This is a genomic window from Cupriavidus sp. 86D6, from assembly GCF_057815095.1.
This window is the reverse complement of the sequence record NZ_JBYPSB010000025.1, coordinates 1-14,439: the sequence shown is the minus strand read 5'-3', so window position 1 is coordinate 14,439 and position 14,439 is coordinate 1. Positions and strand designations below refer to the sequence as shown.

The following is a 14,439-nucleotide window of genomic DNA, read 5'->3' as shown; positions in this document are numbered from 1 at the left end:
CCGATATTTAGCGATTTCGGTAACCGGCCCCGGCCGCCACGCGGGCTACAGCCCCGCGCTACAGGCCGTCTGGCAGGAGGTCCCGCACTGCATCCCGCATCACGCGCGCCAGCAACTGCTGGCGTTCGCGGGGCATGCGGGCCAGCGTGGTGGCGACGCTGATGCCGGCCACCGGTTCGCCATCGCGATCCGCGACGGCCAGGCCCACCGCCAGCGCGCCCCGCGTGGCGTGGTTGCCGATTACCGAATAGCCGCGTTCGCGGGTGGCCCGGATCAGGATGCGCATGCGGTCCGGCGTCATGCCGCCGTACTGCACCAGGGCGTGGGCATTGGTGGCGATCACGTCGTCCACGGCGCCGTCGGGCAACGCCGACAGCAGCGCCAGGCCGGCCGCGCCCACACCCAGCGGTTGTCGCGTGCCCACCTGGATCACCAGCACCTGCACCGGATGCGTCCCGACATGGCGCGCGATACAGCGCGACAGCGCCCCGTCGCGCACGATGGCAAATGCTGCGTCGCCGCAGGCCTGGCTGACGCGGGCTAGCACCGGATTGAGACGCTCGGCCAGGTCCGCCGACTCGCCGTGCTGCGGCAGCGCGTCCAGCCTGGGGCCCTTGACATACCGGAACCGCCCGCGCTGCACCACATAGCCGCATTCGATCAGCGTGGCCAGCAGGCGATAGACCGTGGGCCGCTCCAGCCCGGCGGCACGGCATAGATCCACCACGCGCAGCCCGTCCTTGCCGCCGGCAAGGATGGCGTCGAGCAGCATCAGGCCGCGTCGCAACGCCCGTGCGCCCTCTTCGGCAGCCGGAGCAGAAACGTCCGCCTGGCGGACGTTTTGATTCGCAGTACGAGCACGCATGGGAAAGAATTCGCTGGCCGGGAAGCAGCCCGCAGTATGCCGCAGAAGCATCGGGACAGCGGGTGCCGGCCACGATATCCAAAAACAGGAGACAGCCATCATGACCATCCGCAGCCGGGCGCGCAGGCGCCTTCTTCGCAGCATCGCGCTTATTCCCGCTGTAATGCCCGCCCTCCTTGCCGCGGCCCTGGCGTGCGGTGCCACGCCGGCACTGGCCACCGACGCCGCCTTTCCGAGCCGCCCCGTCCGGCTGGTGGTCGGGTACGCCGCCGGTGGCGCCACCGACGTGCTGGCCAGGCTGGTGGCGCAGAAGATGGGCGAGGCGCTGGGCCAGCCGATGGTGGTGGAAAACCGCGCCGGCGCCAACAGCAACGTGGGCGCCGAGGTGGTGGCCAAGGCCGTGCCGGACGGCTACACGCTGTACGTCTACACCATCGCCAACACCATCAACGCCACGCTCTACGACAAGCTCAATTACGACCCGGCCAAGGATTTCGAGCTGGTCGGCATGATCGCCCGCATTCCCAACGTACTGGTGGTCAATCCGGGCGTGCCCGTCAAGACCGTGGCCGACTACGTGAAGCTGGCCAAGACATCGCCCAATGGGGTGACGTTTGCGTCATCGGGTAGTGGATCGTCGATCCACCTGTCCGGCGAGATCTTCCGCACGCGCTGCGGCGCCAACATGCTGCACGTGCCCTACAAGGGCAGCGCGCCGGCCGTGACCGACCTCATGGGCGGCCAGGTGCAGTCGATGTTCGACAACACCCCGTCAGCCCTGCCGCACGTGAAGTCCGGCAAGCTACGTGCCATCGCGGTGACCAGCGCGCAGCGCATGCCGCTGCTGCCCGACGTGCCGACGGTGGCCGAATCCGGCTATCCGGGCTTCGACGTGCAGTCGTGGTTCGCCATCTCCGCCCCGGCCGGCACGCCGCGCCCCGTGGTGGATGGCCTCAACGCCGCGCTGAACAAGGCGCTTGGCAATGCCGACGTGCGCGAGCGCATGCGCGACCTGGCGGCCACGCCCGAACCCGGCACGCCCGAACAATGCCGCACCTTCGCGATGTCCGAAATCAAACGCTGGCACGACGTGGTGCGGCAATCGGGCGTGCGCGTCAACTAAGGAGTCCGACAGCACCATGTTTCCGATCGATCTGTTCTGGCGCGCCGCCGACCGCTGGCCCGACAATATCGCCATCGATGCCCCCGACGGCTCTCTGCGCTACCGCGAGCTGGCTGCGCAGGTGGCCGCGCTGGCCGCCCACTTCATCAAGCTCGACCCCGCCCCGCAGACTTGCGTGGGCATTTGCGCCGGCAACTCGGCCCAGCACATCGTGGCACTGCTGGCCGTGCTGGCCAGCGGCAAGATCTGGGTGCCGCTGAATCCCAAGAGCACGCAGCCGGAACTGCGGCGCATCATCGATGCCACCGAGCCCGGCATCATCGTGCTCGATGCCGCCTGCGAAACCTTGCTCGACGGCGCGCCGGGCGTGCGCATCCATACCGACCACGCGCCCGATCGGGGCCGGACGCTGGCCTCGGCCATCGCGCAACACGCCGACGCCGCGCGCCCGGTGCTGGATCTGGACCGCGATGCCACCCAGGCCATCAAGTTCACCGGCGGCACCACCGGCGCGCCCAAGGGGGTCATGCAGCCGTATCGCGCGTGGCTGGCCAATATCGTCAACCAGATCCACGCGTGGGGATTCACCGAGTCGGACCGCTACGTGATGGCCGCGCCGATCACCCATGGCACGTCCACCTACGTGATGCCGATCCTGGCCCAGGGTGGCTGCCACGTGATCATGGAAGGCAGCGGTGCCGAAGCGGTACGCGCCACCTTCCGCGACCGGCGCGGCACGGTCTGCTTCATGCCGCCCACCCTGATCTACATGCTGATGGCGCTGCCCGGCACCACCCGCGCCGACTATCCCGCGCTGCGCCGGCTGATCTACGGCGGTGCGCCGATGCCCCCGGAAAAAATCCGCCGGGCGCGCGACTTCTTCGGCCCTGTGGTGGCCACCACCTACGGCCAGACCGAGGCACCGCAGTTGCTGACCGTGATCGGCCCCGACGATTTCAACGACGAGCGCAACCTGGCCTCCGTGGGCCGCGCCACCTGGTTCAGCGACGTGGCGATCATGTCGCCCGACGGCCGCCTGCTGCCCGCCGGCGAAGTGGGCGAAGTGGTGGCGCGTGGCGACCTGGTCATGACCGGCTACTGGAAGCGTCCGGACCTGACCGCCGCCACCATCATCGACGGCTGGCTGCATACCGGCGACCGCGGCCTGATCGATGCGCGCGGCTTCCTGTACCTGAAGGATCGCCTGCGCGACGTGGTGATCACCGGCGGCTTCAACGTCTATCCGATCGACGTGGAGAACGCCCTGGGCCAGCATCCCGCCGTGCATGAGTGCGCCGTGTTCGGCGTGCCTGACGACAAATGGGGCGAGGCCGTCCACGCCGCCGTGCAACTGCGGGAGGGCTGCCAGGCCGCCGCCGCCGACCTGATCGCGTTCGTGCGCGAGCGGCTCGGCCCCGTGCAGACGCCCAAGCAGATTCATTTCCACGCCAGCCTGCCACGCTCGACGGTGGGCAAGGTACTGAAGAACACCGTGCGCGACCACGCCGTGGCCGCGCTGCCATCCGGAGACCACGCATGAGCCAACAAGACAAGCCGGTGACCCGCCTCTGCAGCCATACGCTGACCAGCCTTCACTATGGCGACGCCAATCTCGTGGACGACCTGCTCGGCAAGGCCACGTTCACCGAGGTCATGCTGATGCAGATTCTGGGCCGCACGCCCCGGCCGGTGGACATCCGCATTGCCGACATGGTGCTGGTCGTGCTGATGGAGCATGGCCTGACGCCCAGCGCCATTGCCACGCGCCTGATCTACATGAGCGCCCCCGAGAACCTGCAGGGCGCGGTGTCGGCCGGGCTGCTGGCGGTGGGCAGTTCGTTCGTCGGCACCATGGAAAACTGCTCGGTGTTGCTGGACCGCATCCTGGCCGCGCAGGACCCTGACGCCGAGGCGCTGGCCATTGCCCGCGACTGCAAGGCGCGCAAGGCGCCCGTGCCCGGCTTTGGCCACCATCTGCACAAGCCGGTAGACCCGCGCGCCTACAAGCTGCTGGACCTGGGAGAAGCGGAAGCCGATCTGGCCGGGGCGCATATTGGCGCGCTGAAGCGGCTGTCCGCCGCCGTGGACGAGGTCCATGGCCGCGCGATCACGATCAACGCCACGGGCGCCGTGGCCGCCCTGCTGGGCGAAATCGGCGTGCCAACGGACGTGATGCGTGGCTTTGCGGTGATTTCGCGCGCGGCCGGTCTGGTGGCCCACATCGTCGAGGAACAGCAGAGCCCATCGGGCCGCTATATCTGGGATGTCGTCGAGGACGCGATTCCCTACGTGGGCAACGCGCCGCACCGCGACCACGCATAGGCACGCCACGCCTGTACGTGTGGCACTCAGTGCAGGTCCGGGTCGGCATAGGCGGCGCTTGTACTGACCGACGCGTGACCCAGCTGGTGTTGCACGGCCTTGCGGCCAATGCCTCGCGCCAGCGCGTGGGCGCCAGCCGTGTGCCGCAGCCAGTGCGCGCTGGCCTTGGCAAGGTGGGTGGCGGCCGTGGGGTCATCGTCCCCCAGCGCCTGGCCCGCACGCGTGAAACACCGCTTCCAGATCGCCGCTACCTGTGCGACGGATAGCGGCGTGTCATCGCCTTCGCGCAGTACGCGGCCGATCAGCGGCGTGTCGGCCGGCAACCGCTCGACGTCGCGCCCCAGCCCGCGTGCTTCCATGTGATCGCGCAAGGCATCGACCACCGTCTCGGGCAGGTCGTTCGTGCGAGGCCGATTACCTGGCACGTGCAGCCGCCAGCCGTCGGATTGCGACAGATGCGCCACCGTCAACTGCGCCTGCTCCGATACGCGCAGGCCCGTGGCATGGACCAGCCGCAGCATGAACTGCAGGCGTACCGTGCGCGGATCGTCGGCAGGCAGCCCGCCCACGTACCGCTTCAGGTGCTGCCATTGGGTGCGGCTGAGGCTGCGCCCGGCCTGGATGCGCGGTGCTGCGGCCACGGTGGGCTGTGCCGCCGATGCAAACGGGTTGTCGCGCAGGTGCCCCTGTCGGGTCAGCCACGCACAGAGCGTCTTCAGAATCCGCGTCGCATGGCGGATGCTTGACGGCGATAGCGGGCCTTCGAACGGCCGCCAGTCGGGACCACTGCGCGGCGCGCCCCGCCGGCCGACCCATTGCGCGGCCGGCTGGGGATCGGCCAGGAATGCCAGGTAGGCGTGGCAGTCGTCGCGTCCAGTTTGGCCAGAGGCTTGCCCCGCACGAAAATGGCCCAGAGCAGCAGCCGCTCGGCCTGCGCGCGGTAAGCGCGCCAGGTGTGGCTGCCTTCCGGGCCGTAGTCTTCCAGCCACGCCTGGATGGCCTGCACATCGGCTTGCGCTGATACGTGGCGCAGCGCCTCGAGCGGGACCAGCGCCGGGGCTTCGGCATGTCGCGGATCGGCAATACCCGCGCGGTGCGGCACCATCGCATTCATCCGCAGCCATGCCTCGATCTCGCGCGCGGTGGCCTCCCCGATGCCGCGGACGTGCCGATGCCAGCTGCGCGGATCGGCGGCGATGGCTGCCGCCAGCGTCGCCAGCGTGGTCCAACCCGTCTGCGCGAGCCGGCTGGCAATGGCCGGCGTGAACCACCCCGCCACGGCATCGCCCGCCAATGGGCGCACCAGCAGCAGTGGCTGCAGCGCATCCAGCGCCCGCAGCAGCTTGCGCTGGCGCGTTTGCCGTGCCGTGGCGCTCTCGGCTGCTGGCGGCACGATCAGCGCCAGCCAGGTCTTTTCGGTCAGGATGGTTGCCTCGCCGTCGGCGCGCACACGCGTGGCCAGCCGCTTCACGCCACGTGCCAGTTCCGTCTCGATCCAGCCCAGCGTGGTGCGGGCCTGGCGCAGGTCCAGGCCCGGCGTCAGATAGCGCGTGGCCAGCCGGGCCAGGTCGAGACCCTGCAGGTAGCCACGGTAGTAGGCAAAGTGTTGCGGGCCGAGCAGACGCGCCGGGGCGACCGGCGGGCGCTGGCGCCGGCGAATGGCCTGCCCGGCGCTGGGTACGGCGGAAGACAAGGGATGACAGCGGGGACACCGCAAACGGCAAAGGGCGCGATGATACCCGATGGGCGGAGCGGCGCTCCGCTCCCCTTGCCCGGAGCGGGGCGAAAACCGTCAGTCGGCCTTGACCGCAGCCGGCAGCCGCACGCGCACGCCCAGCCCGCCCAGCGGCGACCTGGCCAGTTCGAAGCGGCCGCCGTACAGCGCGCAGACATCGCGCACGATGGCCAGCCCCAGCCCGCTGCCTTCGGCCGACTCGTCGAGCCGCGCGTACGGCTGCACGGCGCGCGTCATGGCGGAGGCCGGCATGCCTGGGCCATCGTCGTCGATGCGGATTTCCAGCTCGGCCGCCTGCGCCACCAGATCGACGCGGATTCTGGTCTGCGCCCACTGCCACGCGTTGTCCAGCAGGTTGCCGAGCATTTCGACCAGATCCTGGCGGTCGCCGGCAAAGCTGGCCTGGCCTTCGATATCGACGGCGATCAGTTTGTCGGCGTGCAGGCGGCTCAGCGCGCGCACCAGTTCATCGACGGCGGGCCGCACCGCCACCGCACCGCCGGCCGCCCCACCCGCCCCGGCCGCCCGGGCGCGTGCCAGATGGCGGTCCACCTGCTGGCGCATGGCGTCCACCTGCTGCATCACGCGCTGCGACGCGGGCGCCGGCAACGTTGCCGCGTCGTTGGCCAGAATGGCCAGCGGCGTCTTGACCGCATGCGCCAGGTCTGCTGCCTGCCGGCGCGACCGTTCCACGGCTTCGTGATTGCGCCGCAGCAGCAGGTGGATCTCGTCGACCAGCGGCTGTACCTCGGCCGGCCAGGCGCCTTGCAGCGTCGGGTCACGGCCCGCGTGCAGGCGCGCCACCGCGGCACGCAGCCGCGACAACGGCGCCAGCCCGAAACGGATCTGCGCCCACACCGCACCCAGGATGCCCAGGCCCAGCACGCCCAGCGACAGCCACAGCAGATGGCGGAACGACCGCTTGGCCTGCCGCAGCTCGGTGCGGTCCAGTGCCACGGTGATGTCTACCGGGGCATCGGCGCCGGTCAGTTGCAGGCGGCGCGACTTCACCAGCAGCGACTGGCCGCGCGGGCCGCCGCGGATATCGGCATCCCCCTCGCCCACGCGGCGTTCCACGGCAACGGGGATATCGACATCCCAGAGCGAACGCGAACGCAGCGTCTGGCTGCCCGAAGACGCCTGCCAGTAGGCGCCGGCATACGGCAGTTCGAAGCGCGGATCGGCGGGCTGGCGCGTCAGTTCCAGCTTGCCGTCGGTGCGCCATTCCAGCGCGGCGGCCAAGCTGGTCAGGTCGCGGTCAAGTTCGGCGATATAGGTGCGGTCGACGTGCCGGCCGAACAGCGTATCGAGCAGCCAGCCGGTCGTGCAGAGCGTGCCCGCGATCCACAGCGTGGCGATGCCCAGCAGGCGCCGGGCGATCGAGGCGCGCTTCATGCGGCGTCGGCCGGCGGCCGCATGCGGTAGCCCAGGCCCCGCACGGTCTCGATGACGTCGACACCGAGCTTGCGGCGCAGGCGTCCCACGAAGACCTCGATGGTATTGCTGTCGCGGTCGAAATCCTGGGCGTAGATATGCTCGGTCAGCGTGGTCTTGCTGACGATGGCGCCCTGGTGGTGCATCAGGTAGTCGAGCACCTTGAATTCGTGGGAGGTCAACGTGACGGGATTGCCATTGACGCTGACCTGACCGCTGCCCGGCGCCAGCAGCACGGGGCCGCAGGCCAGCGTGGGCGATGTGCGGCCGGCCGAGCGGCGGATCAGCGCGCGGATGCGGGCCAGCAGTTCCTCGGTGCGGAACGGCTTGGTCAGGTAGTCGTCGGCGCCGGCGTCGATGCCCTCCACCTTCTCCACCCAGCTGTCGCGCGCGGTCAGGATCAGCACCGGCACGTCGATGCCGGCCTGGCGCCAACGCTTGAGGACGGTCAGGCCGTCTAGCCGGGGCAGGCCCAGGTCGAGCACGACGGTGTCATAGGGATGTTCGGTGCCCAGGTGCTCGGCGTCGATGCCGTCGGCAGCGTGGTCCACGGCATAGCCGGCCTGGGTCAGCGCCTGCGCAAGCTGGGCGGCAAGTGTGCTTTCGTCTTCGACCAGGAGGATGCGCATGGGGGTCAGGGCTTGCGGGCGCGGTCGAGATCGTGGCCCTTGGCCTTGAGCAGCCTGGCATCGCGGGCGTCGTACTCCAGCTTGGCCACGGAGCCGGTGGGCAGCAACAGCTTCACTTCGTATTGCCAGATGCCGTCGTCGCGGTCCAGTTTCACGTCGATGACGTCACCGGCGTACTGGCGCGAGACCGTGTCGAGGATGCGCGCTAGCGGCAGGATTTCGCCGGAGCGCAGGGCCGCGCGGGCCCGGTCGGCGTCGGTATCGGCCAGCGCGAGGCCGGCACCGCCCGTGGCGCCCAGCACGGCCAGCAGGATCAGCATGCGGCAGGCACCACGCAGGCGCGCGGCGGTACGGTCGGCGGACAAGCACGGGACGGCGGTTGGGGGCGGGGGCGAGACAGTCATTTGCGGCATTCTCGGCCGGGCAAGCTGAACGCCGCCTGAACGGCATGCTCAGGTGCCATTCAGGTGCCACGGCGCATGATGCCCGCCAGATTCCCACAACCCAAGCACCATGTCACGTTCTCGCACCCTCCTGTCCCCGCGTTACCCCACCCTGCGCAGCCTTGGCGCGGGCCTGGCCCAGCTGGCCCCGCTGGCGGTGGCCATGGCGGGCGCCGGCCTGCCCTTCTGGCTTCAGACGCTGGGGCACTAGGTCATCTTCAGGCGGGAAGATGACCTGGTCACCGAAGGAGGAATGTGATGTTTTGGTGATATTTGCGGGTCGGGCACGCGGGCTCAGAACACCAGCGTGGCCGTGCCCATGACGGTGGCCGTGCTGTCGAGCCGGTTCTTGCTGGTCACCGTGGGCACCCAGCGCAGGCTGAATGACAGCGGCGCCTTGCCGCCCAGCTTGGTGTCGTACGTGACGATCGGCCCGATCGTGAAATCATGGCCGCGGAACCCATTGAGGCGGTCGGCCGTGGGGCCGGTATCGCTGCCGAGCTGCTGGACCGTGCCCATGACCAGCCCCGCTCCCCAATTGCCAAATTTCTTCACCCCCATGACGTCCAGCGTGAACAGCGGCGCGTTCTGGTAGTCGGTGGCCGTATTGCGCGTGTAGAACTGGAAGGCCGCCACGGCGTTGAATTCGAGCCCGTATTGCGGCATCAGGTGCGTGAAGGCCACCTGCGGCACGAAGGTCCAGTTGTTCAGGCTGGGATTGGCCAGCGCGTTCTTGTCGTACTGGCCCGTGGGCGCCCAGACGTTGAAGCTCAACGCCATGTGGGTGGTCTTGGAAAAGTGGTAGCCGGCGATCAGCGGGCTGAAGTACATGTCATAGAGGTTCGACGCGCGATCGGAGGCGCCGCGCGAGAACGTACCGCCGCCGGGCCCGGTGAATACGGCGCTTGTATGCACGGTCGTCCAGACATACGGCAGCGTAAAGCTCGACGCGAAATTCCACGCGCCGGGCCCGGTGTCCCAGACCTTCATGATCGTCGCCAGCGTGAACGCGATCTTGGCGTCGATGCCCGCCGTGGTCCGCCCGCCAATCGGCACCTCGCGGCCGCTGCTGATCGAGCCATCCATATATAGCTGCTGCAGGTTGGCGATCCACACCGGCTGGTCAGGAATCACCGCCACGTTCGCCGACACGCTGGTGCCCGCCACCGGCCGGCCGAGCGCGCCTTCGGTGGCATGTCCGGCCGATGGCGCCAGCAGACTCCCCACGGACAAGACACCGACGACGGCCGAACGTGCGCGATTCATGGGGCCTCCTAGCGGGCGATGGGTGCTGCGGTAGCGGAAAAGGTACTGAATCGTCTCAGATTCCCGCCCATCTGGAATTCACTTTTCTAAATGAGTGAATTCAATGTTTTTTGAAACGTGGCATCGCCTTGAAATCCGGTACGCCATGGTTTCCATGTTGACCGCAGACAACGGACTAACCGGCAGGTGCTGATGGAATCTGGCGCGGGATTTTATTCCCGCACTTCTTTTTGCCTTGGTTCCTTCCATCATTATTGAACTGGAGTTCACCATGCTGCGAATCCATGGAGGTTTTCTCGCACGCCGAAGCTGGCGCCGCTGGTTTGCGACGGTCGCCTTGTTACTGATATCGAACACATGGCTGCCGGCTGCGAATGCGCAATATGCATCCCGGGAGCTCAGGCCGTCGGATGTATTCGACACGACGGATAAAGTCATCTTCCGGGACGATTTTCGCGGCGATTTCCGGAAATGGACGCTTTCAATCGACGCGCTGTATGACCCGGCTGTCCGGCCATTGACGTCCAACCGCGTTACCAGGGAGCCGTTGGCTGGCTTGCCTGGCCGCCTGCCCGCGACATTCACGCTGCCCGGCACGCCGGGGGCATTCCGCTCGGAACTGGCGCTTCCCGCCGAGGAAGGGCTGCAGGAACGCTGGTACGGCGCGCGCATCGCGGTCGACCAGATCGCGGATCGGGCCGGATATATCGTCCTGCAATGGCATGCGGTCATGGGCAAGGACAAGGTGAATAGGAATTTTCCGAACCTGGCCATTCATCATAAAGGCGACAAATGGGTGGTGGCCCGCGCATGGGGCAGCCCCGCCAATATCCAGAGCTCCACCACCGAGCTGCCGGGCAACGTGGTGCCGGGTACATTGACCAACTGGGTCATCCACGCGAAATGGGCAACCGACGCCAGCGGCATCGTCGAAATCTGGAAGGATGGCACGCTTGTGTACCGGCAAAAGGGGCAGAACGCGTACCACCTTTCCATCGCCCGCACGCCCTATCTGAAGACCGGTATCTACCGGCCGGCGCGCAAGGATTCGACCACCAGCGAGCCGTCGATCGTGGTGCGAGTCAGCGACATGCGCATCGGGCGGAGTGACGCGGGCTATGGCGAGGTATCACCCGTTGTCAGCGGGACGCTGGACAAATGGCATGGCAACCGGCGTACCGGCAGTCTGCTGTTCCCGATCGATTTTGGCCGGGACGTCGAAAAAGGCACGGTCGGATTTGTCGTTCCCCAACAGGCCGGCGTCACCGGCGGCCCGGCATCGCTGGTATGGTCGGCGGGCGTTGCGGATCGGGCGATGTTCGCGGTCGTATTGACAAACCGGCTCGATGGCAGCCGCCGGACCGTCAATATCCGTGGCTACCGGCATAACGGATGCACCTATGCGGCGATGCATGTCGCAATGGATTGCCAGAATCGCAAGAACAGCCGGCTCGAACTGTTTTTCGATCGTGAAGATAATCGCGGCCTGCCCGAAGGCCTTTATGAGGGAAATCTGACAATAGAAGCAATCGGCTGGAAAGACATCGCGTACCGGCGTTCCATCCATGCCAATATCAGGATATTCGTGCCTGGCGTATGGCGCGAACTCCGGCCGGGAATGCCGGCGGCGGTGCGAGGCATGGATCGCCATATCAAGCTTGGCACGATTGGTTTTCTGGTGCCGGCCCAGTCTGACGCAGCAGGACCCCGAACCCCAATACTGGATACGGCACCGCAGGACACAAAATTGAAGCTGACCGTTGCCGATGCGGCTACCGGAGCACGTTATCCCGTTGTGGTGCGCGCGCGACGCTTGACCGGCGAATGCGGCAAGGTCCGAATGAACAGTACCTTTGCTTGCGGAGGATATGGCAAGCAAAGCGATCTCGAACTCGAATATCGTCCGGCAGATAATCCCGACCTGCCTGCCGGACGTTACACGGGCAGCGTTTTCGTATTGGCGCAGGGCAGTTACGAAAGCTGGATCCAGCGGCCCATCGCGATCGGGCTAAATGTTCGGAAGTAAATCCGACATTCGTTCAGACCGCGCCGCGCGTCTCCACATACAGCGCGTAGACCGAATGGCTGCTGGCCATATACAGGCGGTTCCGCTTGGGGCCACCGAAGCATAGGTTGGGGCAACGCTCCGGCAGGTGAATATGGCCGATGGCCTTGCCCTGGGCGTTGAACACGCGTACGCCGTCGAGCTTCGACGGATCGGCACCCGGTGCGCCGCTGCTGCCCCAGCCGGCCCAGATATTGCCATCCACGTCCACCTTGAAACCATCGAGCGCGCCCGGGCCATTGGCGTCGATCAGCTTGGTCTTGTTGCCAAGCTGGCCGTCGGCACCCACGTCGTAGGCCCACATCACGCGATACGGCTGGGCGCGCGATTCGATCACGTAGAGCTTCTTCTCGTCTGGCGAAAATGCGAGCCCGTTCGGCCCGTTGAGGTCGGCAATGACTTGCGTCACGCTGTTGTCCTTCGGATCGATCCGATAGACGGCGTGCGGCAGTTCCGGGGCTGCCTTGTCGCCCTCCCAGTCGCCCGCGATGCCAAACGGCGGGTCGGTGAACCACAGCGAGCCGTCCGACTTGCACACGATGTCGTTCGGCGAATTGAAACGCTTGCCCTGGTAACGGTCGGCCAGCACCGTGATCGAGCCATCGTATTCGGTACGGGTAACGCGCCGCGTCAGGTGTTCGCAGCTGACGAGGCGACCCTGCTTGTCGCGGCAATGGCCATTGGTGAAGTTGGCCGGCGAGCGGAACACGCTCCACTGGTTCGAGGTTTCGTCGAACCGGATGATGCGGTTGTTCGGGATATCGGAGAACAGCAGATAGCGGCCGTCGGCAAAATAGATCGGACCTTCCACCCAGCGGAATCCGGTGGCTACCTGCTCCACGGTGGAACTGAACAGCCGGTACTTGCCGAAACTGGGGTCAAGGATTTCGACGGCCGGGTCGGGGTAGCGTTGCGCGGCCTTGAAGTCGAAGGCCTGGGCCAGCGCCTGGCCGCTGGCGGCTGCAGCGCCGAGCGCGGCGCCAGCCTTGAGCCAGTGACGACGCCGGGCGTCCACGCCCGCCTTTTTCGTATCCATGCTGTCTCCTCATCGGATTGGAAATGGTCCGGACGGACCTTTATAGTTGTCCGACATCCTATGAGAAAAATCGCCACACAGCAAGCACTTGTACGATGACATGCATGCCCCATGTGCCTTGCCCACATCGCCATCACGGGAAAGGTTCGGTGCTATGGTCTGGGTGTGCGCGTCCGGGACAGGACGCCTGACATGCCTTCTCAACTCTCCTGAAGCACGCCCGAATCATGGCAAGCGCAATCCTCCTCGAAAACATCCACGCCAGCGGGCAGCAACTACTGGGCCGCCACCATATCGACGTCGCCACCCAGAGCAAGGCGCTGGCTGGCGACCCACTGCTGGCCGCCGTACGTGACCACGACCTGCTGGGCATCCGATCGGCCACGCACCTGACCGCCGAACACTTTGGCAACAGCGGACGCCTGCTCAGCGTGGGCTGCTTCTGCATCGGTACGTCGCAGGTCGACCTGAACGCGGCTGCCCATGCCGGCATTCCGGTATTCAACGCGCCGTTCTCGAATACGCGTTCGGTGGCGGAACTGGTGATCGGCCAGACCATCATGCTGATGCGCCGCGTGCCCGAGAAAAGCCGCGCCGCGCACCAGGGCGAATGGCAGAAGTCGGCAAAGGGATCGTTCGAAATCCGCGGCAAGACCATGGCGGTGATCGGCTACGGCAATATCGGCGCGCAGGTGGGCATCCTGGCCGAAGCCATGGGCATGCGCGTGGTGTTCTACGATATCCGCCCTCGCCTGTCGATTGGCGGTGCGGTACCGATGCATTCGCTGGAAGACGCCCTGGGCGCCGCCGACGTGGTAACGCTGCACGTGCCTGCCACACCCCAGACGCGCAACCTGCTCAATGCCAAGGCGCTGGCTGCAATGCGGCCGGGCAGCATTTTGCTCAATGCTTCGCGCGGTACCGTCGTCGATATCGAGGCACTGGCGAAACTGCTAGACGATGGCCATATCGCCGGGGCCGCCATCGACGTGTTTCCGGAAGAGCCGCGCAGCAATGCCGACCGGTTCGTCACGCCGCTGCAGGGCAAGCCGAACGTGATCCTGACGCCGCACGTGGGCGGCAGCACGGAGGAAGCGCAGGAGAATATCGGCGTGGAAGTGGCCACCAAACTGGCCAACTTCCTGGAAACGGGTGCGACGATCGGCGCGGTGAATCTGCCGCAGATCCAGCCCAATCCGCTCGATTCGCCGGCGCGGGTCCTGAACATTCACTACAACCGTCCCGGCACGCTGTCGCATCTGAACCAGGCGCTGGCCGAAATCGGCGCCAACATCGAGGCCCAGCAATTGCAGACCGAAGGCGACATCGGCTACGTCATTACCGATATCAGCCTGGTGCCGCCGGCCGGCTGGGCCGAAACGCTGATGGCGCACGACGCGTTCATCCGCTCGCGCGTGATCGAAAACCGCTAGGCATCCGCTTTCCCGACCAGAACCCGCATGCAGCCCCCTTAGGCGGGAATCAGCCGTGTTTTCCCATTACGGATCAATGGGATGCGGT

At 66.7% G+C, this 14,439-nt stretch carries 14 protein-coding genes; 6 read left to right on the top strand and 8 right to left on the bottom strand.

What is annotated here, in order from left to right; all coding sequences use genetic code 11:
* Positions 1 to 58 precede the first annotated feature (58 nt).
* Positions 59 to 865 carry an IclR family transcriptional regulator gene (locus AC3G88_RS28315; RefSeq protein WP_488773181.1) on the bottom strand — a complete coding sequence of 269 codons (807 nt, stop codon included), beginning with the start codon at positions 863 to 865 and terminating at the stop codon, positions 59 to 61.
* 100 nt (positions 866 to 965) lie between these two features.
* On the opposite strand from AC3G88_RS28315, the gene AC3G88_RS28310 reads away from it, so the two are divergent.
* The 3 genes from AC3G88_RS28310 to AC3G88_RS28300 are packed head-to-tail and all read left to right on the top strand — an operon-like array spanning position 966 to position 4,310.
* On the top strand, positions 966 to 1,988 hold the full coding sequence (locus tag AC3G88_RS28310) for a tripartite tricarboxylate transporter substrate binding protein (protein ID WP_488894365.1): 1,023 nt from the start codon (positions 966 to 968) through the stop codon (positions 1,986 to 1,988).
* 16 nt (positions 1,989 to 2,004) lie between these two features.
* On the top strand, positions 2,005 to 3,528 hold the full coding sequence (locus tag AC3G88_RS28305; protein ID WP_488773179.1) for a class I adenylate-forming enzyme family protein: 1,524 nt from the start codon (positions 2,005 to 2,007) through the stop codon (positions 3,526 to 3,528).
* Positions 3,525 to 4,310, top strand: a complete 786-nt coding sequence (locus AC3G88_RS28300) for a citryl-CoA lyase (protein ID WP_488773178.1) — start codon at positions 3,525 to 3,527, stop codon at positions 4,308 to 4,310. The genes AC3G88_RS28305 and AC3G88_RS28300 overlap by 4 nt, the downstream gene beginning before the upstream one ends.
* Before the next feature lie 26 nt (positions 4,311 to 4,336).
* Here the strand turns inward: AC3G88_RS28300 and AC3G88_RS28295 are convergent, their stop codons facing one another.
* The 5 genes from AC3G88_RS28295 to AC3G88_RS28275 form a co-directional block, all read right to left on the bottom strand.
* On the bottom strand, positions 4,337 to 4,951 hold the full coding sequence (locus tag AC3G88_RS28295) for a tyrosine-type recombinase/integrase (RefSeq protein ID WP_488894364.1): 615 nt from the start codon (positions 4,949 to 4,951) through the stop codon (positions 4,337 to 4,339).
* A 74-nt stretch (positions 4,952 to 5,025) separates the two neighbouring features.
* Positions 5,026 to 6,003 (bottom strand): phage integrase family protein, encoded by a 978-nt coding sequence (locus AC3G88_RS28290; protein WP_488894363.1) that lies wholly within the window; start codon positions 6,001 to 6,003, stop codon positions 5,026 to 5,028.
* A gap of 99 nt (positions 6,004 to 6,102) precedes the next feature.
* Positions 6,103 to 7,440, bottom strand: coding sequence for a sensor histidine kinase (locus tag AC3G88_RS28285; RefSeq protein WP_488773176.1), 1,338 nt, complete (start codon positions 7,438 to 7,440; stop codon positions 6,103 to 6,105).
* A complete protein-coding gene (locus tag AC3G88_RS28280) occupies positions 7,437 to 8,108 on the bottom strand; it encodes a response regulator transcription factor (protein ID WP_488773175.1) in 672 nt (223 codons plus the stop codon). The genes AC3G88_RS28285 and AC3G88_RS28280 overlap by 4 nt, the downstream gene beginning before the upstream one ends.
* Before the next feature lie 5 nt (positions 8,109 to 8,113).
* Positions 8,114 to 8,512: a PepSY domain-containing protein gene (locus tag AC3G88_RS28275; protein ID WP_488894362.1), complete on the bottom strand. Its 399-nt coding sequence runs from the start codon at positions 8,510 to 8,512 to the stop codon at positions 8,114 to 8,116.
* A 109-nt stretch (positions 8,513 to 8,621) separates the two neighbouring features.
* Between AC3G88_RS28275 and AC3G88_RS28270 the strand changes: the two genes are divergently transcribed.
* Positions 8,622 to 8,762 (top strand): hypothetical protein, encoded by a 141-nt coding sequence (locus tag AC3G88_RS28270; RefSeq protein ID WP_153949480.1) that lies wholly within the window; start codon positions 8,622 to 8,624, stop codon positions 8,760 to 8,762.
* 83 nt (positions 8,763 to 8,845) lie between these two features.
* Here the strand turns inward: AC3G88_RS28270 and AC3G88_RS28265 are convergent, their stop codons facing one another.
* Positions 8,846 to 9,817, bottom strand: a complete 972-nt coding sequence (locus AC3G88_RS28265; protein ID WP_488773173.1) for a SphA family protein — start codon at positions 9,815 to 9,817, stop codon at positions 8,846 to 8,848.
* Between the two features lie 271 nt (positions 9,818 to 10,088).
* Here AC3G88_RS28265 and AC3G88_RS28260 point away from each other — a divergent pair, with 271 nt between their 5' ends.
* Complete coding sequence (locus AC3G88_RS28260; RefSeq protein WP_488773172.1) at positions 10,089 to 11,843, top strand: heparin lyase I family protein; 1,755 nt, start codon at positions 10,089 to 10,091, stop codon at positions 11,841 to 11,843.
* A gap of 13 nt (positions 11,844 to 11,856) precedes the next feature.
* Here AC3G88_RS28260 and AC3G88_RS28255 read toward each other — a convergent pair whose 3' ends face one another.
* Entirely contained in the window at positions 11,857 to 12,918 is a 1,062-nt protein-coding gene (locus AC3G88_RS28255) for an SMP-30/gluconolactonase/LRE family protein (RefSeq protein WP_488773171.1), read from the bottom strand.
* 227 nt (positions 12,919 to 13,145) lie between these two features.
* Here AC3G88_RS28255 and serA point away from each other — a divergent pair, with 227 nt between their 5' ends.
* Complete coding sequence (gene serA, locus AC3G88_RS28250; RefSeq protein ID WP_488773170.1) at positions 13,146 to 14,351, top strand: phosphoglycerate dehydrogenase; 1,206 nt, start codon at positions 13,146 to 13,148, stop codon at positions 14,349 to 14,351.
* The last annotated feature ends 88 nt before the right edge of the window (positions 14,352 to 14,439 follow it).

What these genes read in the sequence shown, in the direction of transcription:
- AC3G88_RS28315 (WP_488773181.1), bottom strand. Translation starts at nt 865, where the DNA reads ATGCGTGCTCGTACTGCGAATCAAAACGTCCGCCAGGCGGACGTTTCT.
- AC3G88_RS28310 (WP_488894365.1), top strand. Translation starts at nt 966, where the DNA reads ATGACCATCCGCAGCCGGGCGCGCAGGCGCCTTCTTCGCAGCATCGCG.
- AC3G88_RS28305 (WP_488773179.1), top strand. Translation starts at nt 2,005, where the DNA reads ATGTTTCCGATCGATCTGTTCTGGCGCGCCGCCGACCGCTGGCCCGAC.
- AC3G88_RS28300 (WP_488773178.1), top strand. Translation starts at nt 3,525, where the DNA reads ATGAGCCAACAAGACAAGCCGGTGACCCGCCTCTGCAGCCATACGCTG.
- AC3G88_RS28285 (WP_488773176.1), bottom strand. Translation starts at nt 7,440, where the DNA reads ATGAAGCGCGCCTCGATCGCCCGGCGCCTGCTGGGCATCGCCACGCTG.
- AC3G88_RS28280 (WP_488773175.1), bottom strand. Translation starts at nt 8,108, where the DNA reads ATGCGCATCCTCCTGGTCGAAGACGAAAGCACACTTGCCGCCCAGCTT.
- AC3G88_RS28275 (WP_488894362.1), bottom strand. Translation starts at nt 8,512, where the DNA reads ATGACTGTCTCGCCCCCGCCCCCAACCGCCGTCCCGTGCTTGTCCGCC.
- AC3G88_RS28270 (WP_153949480.1), top strand. Translation starts at nt 8,622, where the DNA reads ATGTCACGTTCTCGCACCCTCCTGTCCCCGCGTTACCCCACCCTGCGC.
- AC3G88_RS28265 (WP_488773173.1), bottom strand. Translation starts at nt 9,817, where the DNA reads ATGAATCGCGCACGTTCGGCCGTCGTCGGTGTCTTGTCCGTGGGGAGT.
- AC3G88_RS28260 (WP_488773172.1), top strand. Translation starts at nt 10,089, where the DNA reads ATGCTGCGAATCCATGGAGGTTTTCTCGCACGCCGAAGCTGGCGCCGC.
- AC3G88_RS28255 (WP_488773171.1), bottom strand. Translation starts at nt 12,918, where the DNA reads ATGGATACGAAAAAGGCGGGCGTGGACGCCCGGCGTCGTCACTGGCTC.
- serA (WP_488773170.1), top strand. Translation starts at nt 13,146, where the DNA reads ATGGCAAGCGCAATCCTCCTCGAAAACATCCACGCCAGCGGGCAGCAA.